The organism is Sulfitobacter sp. CW3, assembly GCF_019392245.1.
Lineage (GTDB): Bacteria > Pseudomonadota > Alphaproteobacteria > Rhodobacterales > Rhodobacteraceae > Sulfitobacter.
The window spans coordinates 69136-82563 of the sequence record NZ_JAHXRL010000011.1; the positions used below are offsets into that span (position 1 = coordinate 69136).

Consider the following 13428-nt stretch of genomic DNA (forward strand, 5'->3'; position numbering starts at 1 on the left):
CTAAGGATTAACAAGGGAGGACGCGATGGGAGACGCGGTTAAACGGCTTGCTCTGATAGGGGCGGGGCCGATGGGGTTGGCAGCGGCAAAGCTGCTGGTGGAAAATGGCATAGAATTTCAGGGATTCGAGCTGAATTTTGGTGTGGGCGGGCTGTGGGACATCGATGGACCGCTATCGACCATGTACGAGACGGCGCACCTGATCTCGTCCAAGAAAATGACCGAATTTACCGATTTTCCGATGCGCGAGGAGGTTGCCGAATAACCCTCGCACCGCGAGATGAAGCGATATTTCGAGGAATTCGCCGCGCATTTCGACCTGCACAAACATTACCGGTTCGGGGCCAAGGTTTTGGACTGTACCCCGCTTGATGGCCCCGATGGCGGCTGGTGCATCACATGGCGCGACGATATGGGCGAACATGCCGAGGAATTCTCGGGGCTGTTGATTGCCAACGGAACGCTTAGCACGCCGAACATGCCCAGCTTTAAGGGCGAATTCGACGGAGAGCTTATCCATTCGTCGCAATACCGGCATGCCAGCCAGTTTGACGGCAAGAGGGTGCTGATCATCGGCGCGGGCAATTCCGGCTGCGATATCGCCGTTGATGCGATCCATCACGGGGTGTCCTGCGACCTGTCGATGCGGCGCGGGTATTATTTTGTGCCGAAATACGTCTTTGGCAAACCCGCCGATACGATGGGCGGCGCGATCAAGCTGCCCATGGCGCTCAAGCGGATCGTGGACGGCGCGATTTTGAAGTGGTTCGTGGGCGATCCGCAGAAATACGGGTTCCCGAAACCGGATTACAAGCTGTACGAAAGCCACCCGGTGGTCAATTCGCTGGTGCTGTACCATGCAGGCCATGGCGATATTACGATCCGCCCTGATATCGACCATTTTGACGGCAAGACGGTCCATTTCAAAGACGGGTCCAGCGCGGATTATGACATGATCCTCGCTGCCACTGGGTATAAGCTGAATTATCCTTTCGTCGACAATGCGCACCTGAATTGGCAAGGCGACGCACCGCATCTGTACCTCAATTGCATGCATCCCGAACGCGACGATATTTTTGTGCTGGGCATGGTCGAGGCATCGGGCCTGGGATGGCAAGGGCGGCACGAACAAGCCGAGATGGTTGTGCGCTATATCAAGGGGTTGCGCGACGGAGCGCCCAACGCACGTGACCTGAAAGAGACCAAAGCGCGTGGGTTCAAGCGGGCCACAGGCGGCATGAGCTATATCGATCTGCCGCGGATGGCCTATTACGTGGACAAGGCAACCTACCGGAAATCTGTGGGGCAGTGGATCGCCAAGCTGTCGGGAGGCCGGAGATGATTGACGAAGCAGTGCTCGCGTTTTCTGCTGGGTCGTTGATGGTGTTGAACGCCATTCTGGCGGTGGTCATGTTCTCAATCGCGATTGACTTAAAGCCGCGTGATTTCAAGGTTTTGGCAAAGGCACCTAAACCATTAATCGTCGGCCTGATGTCGCAATTCTTGCTGTTGCCTGCGCTGACATATCTGCTGGTTTTGGTGACGCAGCCACAGGCATCGGTTGCCCTTGGGTTGATCTTGGTCGCGGCCTGTCCGGGGGGCAATATATCGAATTTTATCACCCATCGTGCAGGGGGAAACGCCGCTTTGTCGGTGTCGATGACCGCCTTTGCCACCATTGCCGCGATTGTTCTGACCCCGCTGAATATCGCCTTTTGGGGCAGCCTTTATGCCCCCTCGGCCGAGATTTTGCGCGCGACGATCATTGATCCTGTCAGCATTGCGATCACGGTGGGGTTGATGTTGGTCCTGCCGCTGGTTCTCGGGCTGGTGCTGAATGCCAAACGGCCGGATATCACCAGCAAACTGCGCACGCCTTTGCAATGGCTGTCGATGGGGATTTTCCTTGGCTTTATTGTCATCGCACTTGCCGCCAATTGGGATCTGTTCCTTGGCTTTGCCGGTGGCATCGCGGGGCTTGTGATCGTGCATAACGCCCTTGGTCTTGGGGGCGGCTATGCGCTGGCGACCCTTGCGGGGCTGTCGCCGTTTGATCGCAGGGCCGTAACGATTGAAACGGGTATCCAGAATTCGGGCCTAGGGCTGGTGCTGATCTTTGGCTTTTTCGGTGGACTGGGCGGTATGGCGATTGTCGCGGCGTTCTGGGGCGTCTGGCATGCGATTTCCGGCCTTGCCTTGGCCGGTATCATGTCGCGCACGGTGGCCGCGCGATGACCCGTATTCTGATTACGGGCGGGGCAGGGATGGTCGGCCGCGCCTTGGCGCAGGCCCTCCCGTCCGATGGCCTTGTGGTGACCGACCTTGCCGACACTGGTTTGCCCGGCCATTTGCGGTTCCGGCGGATGGATGTGACAGGCACAGACCCCGATAGGGTGATCGGGGATGAACGCCCCGATGTGGTTGTGCATCTTGCGTCTATCGTGACCCCGCCGCCGGGCATGACCCGTGAACAGGCGTTTGCCGTGGATGTGACAGGCACGCGCAATGTCTTGGCGGCGTGCGTGGCGCATGGCGTCAAACGGTTGGTGGTGACCAGTTCCGGTGCCGCCTATGGCTATCACGCTGACAATCCCGTGCCCCTGACTGAGGATGCGCCCTGCCGCGGCAACCCTGAATTCGCCTATGCCGACCACAAGCGGCAAGTCGAAGAAATGCTGGCAACCGCACGCAAAACCACCCCCGCGCTTGAGCAGGTCATCTTGCGTGTCGGGACGGTTCTTGGCGCTGGTGTCGACAATCAGATCACGGCGCTGTTTCGCCGCAAACGCCTGTTGTCGATCCGTGGCAGTGACAGCCCGTTCGTGTTTATCTGGACGCAAGACCTTGCGCGGATCGTTCAACATGCGGCTACCGATGCGCCGGCGGGGATTTTCAATGTGGCGGGTGATGGCTGGTTGTCTGTCGACGATCTGGCGCGGGCCATGGGCAAACCGGTGTTGCGGCTGCCTGCATGGGGGGTAAAGGCCGCGTTGGCTGTGCTGCACCCGCTGGGCCTGTCACAATACGGGCCGGAACAGGTGCGGTTCTTGCAATACCGTCCGGTGCTCGCGAATGACCGTCTGAAACACGTGTTCGGCTATACGCCCGAACTTACCTCTGCCGAGGTTTTTGATCTATGGAAACGAGAGGCGGGGCTATGAAGACGGCGGTTATTTCTGGCGGGAATGGGGGTTTGGGCCGCGCGCTGGCCCATCAGCTTGAGGTCGCGGGCTGGCATTGTGTGTTGATGGATATCAACATTGCGGGGCTACAGGCGTCAGATGCCAGAACCCCGGTGGCGGTTGATCTGACGGATGGTGCTGGTTTGGCGGATGCGGCATCGCGGATCATCGCGGCGCGTCCCTCAATCGATATGGTGATCTACAACGCGGGCGTGTCGCAAATAGGCCCGTTCGCGCAGTCTGATGCGGCAAGCCATAGGCGGGTGTTCGAGATCAATTATTTCGCCGCCATTGAAATGGCGCGGGCGTTTTTGGTGCCGATCCGTGAAAGCGGCGGCATACATCTGGCGATATCTTCGGTCGCGGGGTTTGCGCCTCTGCATAACCGCACCGCCTATGCCGCGTCTAAACACGCGATGCAGGGTTTTTTCACATCGCTGAGGTCCGAGGAAGCCCCCTTTGGTGTGCGTTGCCTGATCGCGGCACCCAGTTTTGTCGCGACCAACCCCGGCAACCCTGAACGGTCTGACGACGGGATCGTGCGCCCCGGTTCTGCCGCTGATGGGCTTGATCACCTGACCGCCGAAGCCGCCGCCGATATTATTTTGCACGGGGTGGAAAAGTCGTGTGAATTCATACCGGTCGGTCGCGTGTCACGGCTTGCATCCTTGATGATGCGCGCGTCGCCCCGTCTGTACCAATTCGCCATGCGCCGCAAAATCCACGGCGGCACGGCCGAGGGATAGCAAAGCTAGACCGCCCGATTGAACAGTTTGTTATACTTGGACAAAAACAGATCTTTGCCCTTCATCAGACGGGTCACAAGATCGCCCGCTGTGAACAGAATAAGAAACGAATTGCCCTTTTTGGGGCCGAGCGGGACCAAAATAGGGGCTTTGGCCCAAGGCGTGTAAGGCTTCATATCTTCGGTCTTTGCCCCGTTTACGAGGGATAGCAGCGTCTTTTTCAGCCATGGCAGCTGGCGGGAGGTTGCGACGATGGTCATGGCATCGCCCGTATCCGCCACATCCCCAGCCGCAAATACATTGGGCAAGGTCGAAGGGCGTAGCCATGCGTCGGTCTTGATGCGGTCTGCACTGGTTTTGGCGGCACCGGGCAGGGCCGCTAGAATGTCAGAGGTCGCGCGCGACCCGATGACCGGAAAAATCAGATCGGCCGTGACGCTTTGACCATTGCTGAGCTGCAAGGTGCCTGAAAACGGCTCTGTCGGGCTTTCGAGGGTTTCCGCCCGTGCGCCTAAAATGATGGTGACGCCTGCGTTTTTTAGCTTGGCCAGCAAGCCGGTCCCAAGCGGTTTTGGCATCGTCGGGAACAAGGTTGCTTCACTTGAGATCAAGGTCACGTTCTTGTCGGGCATGAAATGCGCAATCTCGCCGGCCAGTTCAATACCAACGGCACCCGCGCCGACAATGGCAATGCTTTGCGCGTCGCAAAGCATTTCATGGACCCGCGCATTATCGGCGCGCAAGATTTCGATGTCGCGTCCGTTTGCCTTGAACGGTGTGGCGTTGGCCGACCCCGTGGCGACGACGATATAATCCGCATTAATCCTTTCCCCGCCCTCAAGGGTTACGCCTTGGGCATCAACGCCAATCGCCCGCGCGCAGCACAGTTTGCCGTGCTGCAGCAGGCTGTCATAGGGGATCAACGCGCGATCCAGCAGCTGCGGGTTCACGACGGCGCGGATCATCGCGGGCGCATGCACGAAATGGCTTTGCGGTTCGATCAGCGTCACGTCGGCCTTGCCTTCAAGCGACTTGGCCAGTTCCGCGCCGATATAGCCGCCTCCGACGATTGCGATACGTTTGGTCATGGGTTCGGTCCTTGCTGTGGCGGGCGTTCCTGTTTTCACACAGTACCCTCATTGCGGCGAATAAGTAAGCAAGCGCTATCAGCCGTGATCCTGCAGCACCGTCGCGGCATCGCAGGCACGGCTGTCGAAAGATCGGCACGTAACGTCACTTGCGGGAAAAGCCGAGAATTGCCCACGTTGTGCAAGGGCAGATCGGGCATTTCAGCAGAGTTCCTGTGAGCGAGATCACTAATAAAATAAGATGTTTAGGTGTCAAAATACACGCACGGCGCGCATGATTTACCCCGCCCGATGCCTTCAAATCTTGCGAAACAATGTTCCGCTTTGCGGTATTGCCGCAGGGGAAATATGCTCCTAGTCTTTTGAGTGAATCGGTTGTGCATCCTTGGGAGACGGATGCAGAACGCGAGATTTGTCGTGATCATTCCAAGATGTCTCATCTTGGTCTGACACGTGTAGCCGGCAAGGGGAGGTGCCGGGTTTGTTCTGAAAATCAGGGTATTGACCGATATTCAGATATCGGAAAACCACATGCTTTTCGGGCCGTTGACGGACATCTGCACGTGCAGAACCAACGCCCGAAAGCCGTCGAAAATGCAAAAAACCGGGAGGATTAAAGATGAAGAAATCGAATAATACTGTGAAGCTGGGCTTGGGCGCGCTTGCCGTGACGCTTGGCCTTTCAGGCGCCGCCATTGCGCAAGATTACGACTGGCCGCGTTTGCTGGTGATCGGCACGCCGGGGACGTCGACGGGCAGCTTTGCATCGACAAACGGCTGGGGCCCTGCCTTGCAAAAAGAAACGGGCACCACCGTGCGTATCGTGCCCGAAGACAGCGAACCCATGCGCTATAAGCGTCTGACCGATCGCGAAGATATCGCGATTTCGTCGGTGTCCGCTTCCGAGATGGCATCCCAGACCGAGGGTGTTGGCGGCTATGCAGCCGTGAAACCGATGCCGCAACGTATTCTGTGGCACCATAACGACACGCCATGGGGTTTTGTCGTGGCAGGGGATTCCGATCTTCAGGACATCGGCGACATTGCCAAGGGCGGTGTACGCGTCACATCGGGGGTCTTTTCCCCCGCGATTGTCCGTGCAGTGACACAGGCGCTGCCTGCGTTTGTCGGCCTGACGCCGGAAGAAGCGGCTGAGAAAATCACCTTTGTTCCCGCGTCCAGCTACGGCGAAAACTGCCGTTCGGTGGTCGAAGGCAAATCGGATGTGGCATATTGTTCGCCGATTTCATCCGTACTGTCCGAAATGGAAGGTGCGCCCGGCAGCATTCGTTGGCTGGCGATGGACCCTGCAAACAAGGGCGGCTGGAACGGCTATTTGAACCACCGCCCCATGACGATCCCGACAAAGGTGTCGTTGGGGGTCAAGACGGCGCAGGGTGTCGATTCAATGACGTCCAACTTTGTCTACGCGGTCCCAGCGACGGCGGATGTGGATTTTGCCTATAACATGGCGAAATGGTTGCATCAGTCACATGATGCCTACAAAGGGTCGCATGCATTGGCGGCGCGTATGTCGGTCGATCTGTTCCGCGGCTATCTGAACAGCAACCCGATCCCCATCCATGAAGGCACGGTAAAATATCTGCGTGAAATCGGCCAATGGACCGATGCGGATGATGCGTGGAACAACGCGGCCATTGAACAGATGGATCAGTGGATGACAGCGCGCCAAGCGGGCATGAAAGATGCCATGGAACAAGGTGTCGAGATCAATTTCGAGAACGAAGCATTCTTGGAAATCATGGCCAAACACACCGAAGGCCTGAAGGTTTTCCGCTCGCGTCTGTAAGCGGTACTTTGAACCTGAAACAGACGGAGCGGTCACCCGCTCCGTCATCCTCATCTTTACAGTTTCATTCACCTCATTCTTTGGGATCGACATATGTCAGACACTCAGCCCCATGCAGCACCGGATATTGATGCCGAACCCAGCTCGGAAACGACGCGTTTGGGGGGGCTTTTTTCTTGGACCAGCATCGCCTTTGTCGCCCTTTGCACCTGTGGCTTGGGCATGGGGCTTGCCTATGCATTTGGCGTGCCGATTGGCGGCAAACGTCTGATTGAGGGGCAATATTACTGGTTCTTCATCGGTATTTTTCTGGCGGCAGCATTCATCGCGTTGCCCGCCATTAAAGGTCAACGCAGCGTGCCGATCTATGACGTGATCGCGGCTATCATCGGCTTTGGCATCTGCATGTGGTTTTCGACCCATGCGTGGGACATCGTACAGGCCGGCTGGACGAATTACCCCGCTGGCGTAGTGTTATGGCTGCTGATGCTAGAGCTCGCGCGCAGAGCGGGCGGTATCCCGTTCTTGCTGGTGGTGTTCCTGCTGGGGCTTTACCCGCTGGTCGCTGACTTTTTCCCGGGGCTGCTGATGGGTATCCCCTATACGTTTGAACGCATGATCGAGGCGCATGTTTTCCGCACCGAGGGGTTGATGGGAATCACGACCAAGATCGTTGCAGAGATCGTCCTTGGTTTCCTTGTGTTTGCGGGGGTTCTGATTGCGACGGGGGCTGGGCAGTTCTTTATCGATCTGGCCAATGCGGGTTTCGGGAAATACCGTGGCGGTCCGGCCAAGGTATCCATCGTGGCCAGCGCGTTTTTCGGGTCGTTGTCGGGTTCGATCTTCTCGAATATTGCGGGCACCGGGTCGATCACCATTCCGACCATGAAAAAGGTCGGGTACCCGCCGCATTACGCCGCCGCGATCGAGGCCTGCGCATCCACTGGCGGGGTGGTGATGCCGCCCGTCATGGGGGCGATTGCATTCGTGATGGCGATTACCATTGGCGTGGATTACGCGACCATCATGGTGGCCGCGATCCTGCCGTCCTTGCTGTTTTATTTCGGCCTGCTGTTGCAGGTTGATGCCTATGCGGCGCGCAAGGGGTTGGTCGGGATGACCCAAGACAAACTGCCATCGGCCCGCGAGGTGATGAAACGCGGCTGGCCGTTCCTGTCGGTTATGGTGTTTCTGGTCTGGGGCCTGCTCTACATGCGGTGGGAATATTATGCCCCGTGGTATGCCAGTGCGATGATGATCGCCCTCAGCTTTCTGCAGCGTGACACGATGATGACGCCGACGCGCCTGTTTGCGACCCTTCGGCAGGTGGGCGTGCTGGTGACACAGACCGCCGCGATCATCTTGCCGATTGCCTTTGTTGTCAGCGCCTTAACCATTACCGGTGTGACCGGGTCCATGACTTCGGGGCTTGTCGCTTTGGGCGGGGATAATGTGTATCTGATCATCGCCCTTGGGGTGCTGGCCTGTTTCATCATGGGCATGGCGGGGCTGGCGATTGTTGCCTATATTTTCCTCGCGGTGACATTGGCCCCGGCGATCGTTGAAATCGGCGGGTTGAACATCGTCGCGGTGCATTTCTTTATCGTCTACTACGCCATGCTGTCGGTGATCACGCCGCCTGTCGGGGCTGCTGCCTTTCTTGCGGCGACAATTGCGGGGGCGAAACCGATGCAGACGTCCTTTACGGCGATGCGTCTTGGGGTTGTGATCTATTTCGTGCCGCTGTTTTTCCTGTTCCAGCCCGCGCTAGTGCTACAAGGTGATCTGACCCCGCTGGTTTATGTTCTGCCGTCGATCATCATTGGGATTATGCTGCTGTCCGGCGGTCTTGAGGGGTATCTTCTGGGCTTTGGTCTGGTGCGGGCCTGGATGCGCTTGCCGCTTGCTGTCGCGGGTTTTGCGTTCAGCTTTCCGGGGTTGATGACGACCCTGATTGGCGGGCTTGCGTCGGCGGCGATGGTCGCCCTGATCTGGTGGGATAATAAAAACACCGCGCAGGTGGCCGCATAGATTTCAATGGCCGTGCCTGCGCTGGCACGGTCTAATACCGCAAAAAAGGAACCACATATGTCACTCGTTCACGTTATCGCAATTATCACCACCAAACCGGGCCAGCGCGGCACCGTGTTGGACCTGTTCAACGCCAATGTGCCGGCGGTGTTGGCCGAAGACGGCTGTATCGCCTACGAGGCCACAATCGACACGGAAAACGCAGGCCCGATGCAAAGCGCCTTTGGCGATGACACGTTCGTGGTGGTGGAAAAATGGGCCAGTATGGACGCGCTAGGCGCACATGCCAGATCGGCCCATATGAAGGAATATGGCGCGCAGACCAAAGACATGCTGGCAGATCGCAAAATACACATTCTGTCGCCTGCGGCCTGATCACGCGGCCCTAGGGTGGCCCCGCCCCGAATATCCGGGGCGAGGCCAACTGGCTGTCAGGGATCAGAAATCCCAGTCTTCGTCTTCTGTCGCGACGGCCTTGCCGATCACATAGGTCGATCCGCTGCCCGAGAAAAAGTCGTGGTTCTCGCCGTCTGTTGACAGGGCGGCTAGGATCGCGGGGTTCACCTCGCAGGCTTGTGCGGGGAACAGCGCCTCGTAGCCCAGATTTTGCAGGGCTTTGTTGGCGTTGTAATGCAGGAACGCTTTGACGTCTTCGGTCAGGCCCAGATCATCATACAGTTCGGCGGTGTAATGCGACTCGATCTCGTAAAGGTCGAACATCAACGAGAACGCAAAATCCTTTAGCTCATCGCGCTTTTCGGCTGGCAACTGTTCGGTCGCACGTTGAAATTTATAGCCGATGTAATAGCCGTGGATCGCCTCGTCGCGGATGATCAGGCGGATCAGATCGGCGGTGTTGGTCAGCTTGGCGCGGCTGGACCAATACATCGGCAGATAAAAGCCCGAATAGAACAGGAAGCTTTCCAGAAACACCGATGCGATCTTGCGTTTATAGGGATCGGCGGTGGCGTTGTATTCCTGAAGGATCAGACGTGATTTCGCCTGAAGATGCGGGTTTTCTTCGGACCAGCGAAATGCCTCGTCTACGTCTTTGGTCGAGCAAAGCGTTGAAAATATAGACGAATAAGACCGCGCATGCACCGCCTCCATAAAGGCGATGTTGCTCAGCACGGCCTCTTCGTGGGGCGTTTGGGCGTCTGGCATCAAGGCCGGCGCGCCCAGCGTGTTCTGGATCGTATCCAGCAGGGTCAGACCGGTCAGAACGCGGATCGTCAGCGTGCGCTCTTGCGGGGTCAAGGTTGCCCAGCTTTGCACATCATTCGACAACGGCACCTTTTCGGGCAGCCAGAAATTGACAGTCAGACGGTTCCAGACCTCAAGGTCTTTGTCGTCTTGGACGCGGTTCCAGTTGATAGCGCGGGGCACGGCGGGGGTATGGTCAAGGTCTTTCATGTCGGGTCTCACAATGTGCACGAAACGCAGCCGTCGACTTCCGTACCCTCAAGGGCGGTCTGGCGCAGGCGGACGTAATAAATGGTTTTGATGCCTTTTTTCCACGCATAGATTTGCGCGCGGTTGATGTCGCGGGTGGATGCGTCAGCGGGAAAGAACAGCGTCAGCGACAGGCCCTGATCCACATGCGTGGTCGCGGCGGCATAGGTGTCAATGATCGCCTCTGGCCCGATCTCATACGCGTCGCGGTAGAATTCAAGATTGTCGTTGTTCATGAACGGGGCAGGGTAATAGACGCGCCCGATCTTGCCCTCTTTGCGGATCTCGATCTTGCTGACGATCGGGTGGATCGACGACGTCGAGTTGTTGATATAGCTGATCGACCCCGTGGGCGGTACGGCCTGCAAGTTGCGGTTATACAGCCCGTGTTTCATGACCAACTCGCGCAGCTTGGCCCAATCCTCGCGGGTGGGCAGGTCTTTGCCGTCAAACAGCGCCTTTACGGCATCGCTTTCCGGCAGCCAGTCGCGGGTGGTGTATGTGTCAAAGAACGTTCCGCTGGCATAGGTGCTGTCGGCAAAGCCCTTAAAGCTGTGGCCCTTTTCCTGCGCCAAAAGGTTCGATGCCCGAATGGCGTGATAGGCGACGGCGGCGAAATACACGGACGTAAATTCGATCCCGTCGTCACTGCCATAATGGATGCGTTCGCGCGCCAGATAGCCATGCAGGTTCATTTGACCCAAGCCGATCGCGTGGCTTTCATCATTGCCGCGACGGACCGAAGGCACGGAGTTGATTGCGGACATTTCAGACACGGCCGTTAGCACGCGGATCGATGTTTCGACCGTCGCGCCAAAGTCGGGGCCATCCATGGTTTTAGCAATGTTCAGCGACCCCAGATTGCAGGAAATATCGGTGCCCAGATGCTCATAGCTTAGATCGTCGTGGAACGTGCTGGCCTCGTTCACTTGCAGGATTTCAGAACACAGGTTCGACATGGTGATGCGCCCGGCAATGGGGTTGGCGCGGTTCACTGTGTCCTCGAACATGATATAGGGATAGCCGCTTTCGAACTGGATTTCCGCCAACGTCTGAAAGAACTCGCGCGCGTTGATCTTTTTCTTGCGGATGCGTTTGTTGTCGACCATTTCGGCGTATTTCTCGGTGACCGAGATATCCGAGAACGGCACGCCGTACACCCGTTCAACATCGTGGGGCGAGAACAGATACATGTCCTCGTTTTTCTTGGCCAACTCAAAGGTGATGTCGGGGATGACCACCCCAAGGCTGAGCGTTTTGATGCGGATTTTCTCGTCCGCATTTTCGCGCTTGGTATCCAAAAACTGAAAGATATCAGGGTGGTGCGCGTTCAGATACACGGCACCCGCACCTTGGCGTGCGCCAAGCTGGTTGGCATAGGAGAATGAATCCTCAAGCAGTTTCATCACCGGGATCACACCCGAGGATTGGTTTTCGATCCCCTTGATCGGCGCCCCATGTTCGCGCACGTTGGTCAGCATCAGGGCCACGCCACCGCCGCGTTTGCTAAGCTGCAGGGCCGAATTGATACCGCGCCCGATGCTTTCCATGTTGTCCTCAAGACGCAGCAGGAAGCACGAAATCAGTTCTCCGCGGCTTTGTTTGCCGGCGTTCAGAAATGTCGGCGTGGCGGGCTGGAAACGGCCCGACAGAATTTCATGCATGAACGCCATCGCTTGGGTCTGATCGCCCCGCGCCAGGGTCAACGCGGTCATCACAACGCGGTCCTCGTAGCGTTCCAGAAACCGCTTTCCGTCACGGGTTTTCAGCGTGTAGGAGGTGTAATATTTGAACGCGCCCAGAAAGGTCGGAAAGCGAAATTTTTGCTTGAATGCCGTGTCCCAAATTTCGCGCAGGAATTCGGCTGGATATGCCTCCAGCACCGCGGCCTCGTAATAGCCCTCGTCGACCAGATAGCCCAGTTTTTCCTCAAGCGAGTGGAAGAACACGGTGTTCTGGTTCACATGCTGCAGAAAATATTCGCGCGCGGCTTTTCGGTCTGCATCAAAGCGGATGTGGCCCGCTTCGTCGTAAAGGTTCAGCATCGCGTTCAGCGCGTGATAGTCCAGCCCAGCGGTCATACCGTCATCAAGCATTGTGTACTCCAAAATTTGTCCAGCCCGTCGCGAATGCGGGCGATGTCTAAGTCCGTGCCCGCCAGCTCAAACCTTGTGAGCACGGGCACGTTGCATTTCTTGGCGATCACGTCGCCCGCCAGCGCGAAGGTCGCGCCAAAGTTGCGGTTTCCCGCGCCAATCACACCGCGCAGCAAGGCGCGACGTGACGGTTCATTCAAAAAGCCGATCACCTGTTTGGGGACCGCCCCGCGCCCCGCGCCATCGGCGAATGTCGGGCAAATCAGGACAAAGGGGCGGGCAGGGGTCGGCATCGGATCAGACGGGCGAATGGGGATGCGCATGGCATCAATCCCAAGGGCCGCAACCAGCCGCGCGGTATTGCCGCTTGCCGACGAATAATAGACCAGCCCGCCCATCGCGGCTTAGGCCAGCTGACCAATCATATCGGGCCGGAAACCCGCCCAATGCGCGTCACCCGCGACGACGACAGGCACCTGACGGTAGCCCATTTCGGTCACGCTTTGCATCGCCTCGGCATCTTGTGTCAGGTCGATCACACGGTATTCCAAGCCGCGCAGATCCAGCGCACGGGTGGTGGCGGTGCATTGCACGCAAGCGGGTTTCGAATAAACTGTGATGGTCATGCCCATATCCCTATCTGTTTTGGTGCAAAGAGAAGCGGGCGCGCAGGGCATAGGCCGACAAGACCACAACCATAAACACGTCCTCAAGCCCTCCGCTCGCGGTGGTTCGTATCACGCTAAGGCAGGTCTCCTGGCTCACGGCTCGGATGTGGGGGCCTCCTTCCCGATGCGGGTGCATCAGTGGGTCATAGGCCAACACTTGCCGCTTACAGTTGCGGGGGCAGCGCCGGTTTCTCACCGGTTTCCCTCTTAGCCTGCGACTCGCGCCGCAGGAACCAAAGCAACTACATATTGGGGTGGATTGCTGTTTGGTGTCAATATGCTGTTGTTGTCATCGGGTGAATTTTTCTGTGAACACATCGCATCGGCGGGGGATTACCCCTTGGCCTGACACAAG

Annotated in this window: 11 protein-coding genes, 1 pseudogene and 1 riboswitch; of the genes and pseudogenes, 7 read left to right on the forward strand and 5 right to left on the reverse strand. The window is 57.6% G+C overall.

Features of this window, described 5'->3' with window-relative positions; all coding sequences use genetic code 11:
* Window positions 1–25 precede the first annotated feature (25 nt).
* The 4 genes and pseudogenes from KZZ06_RS18675 (at window position 26) to KZZ06_RS18690 (ending at window position 3928) form a co-directional block, all read left to right on the forward strand.
* A pseudogene (locus KZZ06_RS18675) lies at window positions 26–1342 on the forward strand (flavin-containing monooxygenase).
* Window positions 1339–2235 carry a bile acid:sodium symporter family protein gene (locus KZZ06_RS18680; RefSeq protein ID WP_219581525.1) on the forward strand — a complete coding sequence of 299 codons (897 nt, stop codon included), beginning with the start codon at window positions 1339–1341 and terminating at the stop codon, window positions 2233–2235. The pseudogene KZZ06_RS18675 and the gene KZZ06_RS18680 overlap by 4 nt, the downstream one beginning before the upstream one ends.
* Window positions 2232–3161, forward strand: coding sequence for an SDR family oxidoreductase (locus tag KZZ06_RS18685; RefSeq protein WP_219581526.1), 930 nt, complete (start codon window positions 2232–2234; stop codon window positions 3159–3161). Before KZZ06_RS18680 ends, KZZ06_RS18685 begins: the two co-directional genes overlap by 4 nt.
* On the forward strand, window positions 3158–3928 hold the full coding sequence (locus tag KZZ06_RS18690) for an SDR family oxidoreductase (RefSeq protein WP_219581527.1): 771 nt from the start codon (window positions 3158–3160) through the stop codon (window positions 3926–3928). The genes KZZ06_RS18685 and KZZ06_RS18690 overlap by 4 nt, the downstream gene beginning before the upstream one ends.
* A gap of 5 nt (window positions 3929–3933) precedes the next feature.
* Here the strand turns inward: KZZ06_RS18690 and KZZ06_RS18695 are convergent, their stop codons facing one another.
* Window positions 3934–5016 carry an NAD(P)/FAD-dependent oxidoreductase gene (locus KZZ06_RS18695; protein WP_219581528.1) on the reverse strand — a complete coding sequence of 361 codons (1083 nt, stop codon included), beginning with the start codon at window positions 5014–5016 and terminating at the stop codon, window positions 3934–3936.
* A 619-nt stretch (window positions 5017–5635) separates the two neighbouring features.
* On the opposite strand from KZZ06_RS18695, the gene KZZ06_RS18700 reads away from it, so the two are divergent.
* The 3 genes from KZZ06_RS18700 (at window position 5636) to KZZ06_RS18710 (ending at window position 9232) form a co-directional block, all read left to right on the forward strand.
* Window positions 5636–6826, forward strand: coding sequence for a TAXI family TRAP transporter solute-binding subunit (locus KZZ06_RS18700; protein WP_219581529.1), 1191 nt, complete (start codon window positions 5636–5638; stop codon window positions 6824–6826).
* Window positions 6827–6919: 93 nt separating this feature from the next.
* Window positions 6920–8857: a TRAP transporter fused permease subunit gene (locus KZZ06_RS18705; RefSeq protein ID WP_257884475.1), complete on the forward strand. Its 1938-nt coding sequence runs from the start codon at window positions 6920–6922 to the stop codon at window positions 8855–8857.
* Window positions 8858–8914: 57 nt separating this feature from the next.
* The gene (locus KZZ06_RS18710; protein WP_219581530.1) at window positions 8915–9232 is read left to right on the forward strand and encodes a putative quinol monooxygenase; all 318 of its coding nucleotides are present in this window, start codon (window positions 8915–8917) and stop codon (window positions 9230–9232) included.
* Between the two features lie 63 nt (window positions 9233–9295).
* Here KZZ06_RS18710 and nrdF read toward each other — a convergent pair whose 3' ends face one another.
* The 4 genes from nrdF to nrdH are packed head-to-tail and all read right to left on the reverse strand — an operon-like array spanning window position 9296 to window position 13031.
* Window positions 9296–10270, reverse strand: coding sequence for a class 1b ribonucleoside-diphosphate reductase subunit beta (gene nrdF / locus KZZ06_RS18715; protein ID WP_093914664.1), 975 nt, complete (start codon window positions 10268–10270; stop codon window positions 9296–9298).
* Window positions 10271–10278: 8 nt separating this feature from the next.
* Complete coding sequence (gene nrdE / locus KZZ06_RS18720) at window positions 10279–12405, reverse strand: class 1b ribonucleoside-diphosphate reductase subunit alpha (protein ID WP_219581531.1); 2127 nt, start codon at window positions 12403–12405, stop codon at window positions 10279–10281.
* Entirely contained in the window at window positions 12387–12803 is a 417-nt protein-coding gene (gene nrdI, locus KZZ06_RS18725; protein WP_219581532.1) for a class Ib ribonucleoside-diphosphate reductase assembly flavoprotein NrdI, read from the reverse strand. The genes nrdE and nrdI overlap by 19 nt, the downstream gene beginning before the upstream one ends.
* A gap of 6 nt (window positions 12804–12809) precedes the next feature.
* On the reverse strand, window positions 12810–13031 hold the full coding sequence (gene nrdH, locus KZZ06_RS18730) for a glutaredoxin-like protein NrdH (RefSeq protein ID WP_219581533.1): 222 nt from the start codon (window positions 13029–13031) through the stop codon (window positions 12810–12812).
* 102 nt (window positions 13032–13133) lie between these two features.
* Window positions 13134–13326, reverse strand: a riboswitch (cobalamin riboswitch).
* Between the last annotated feature and the right edge of the window lie 102 nt (window positions 13327–13428).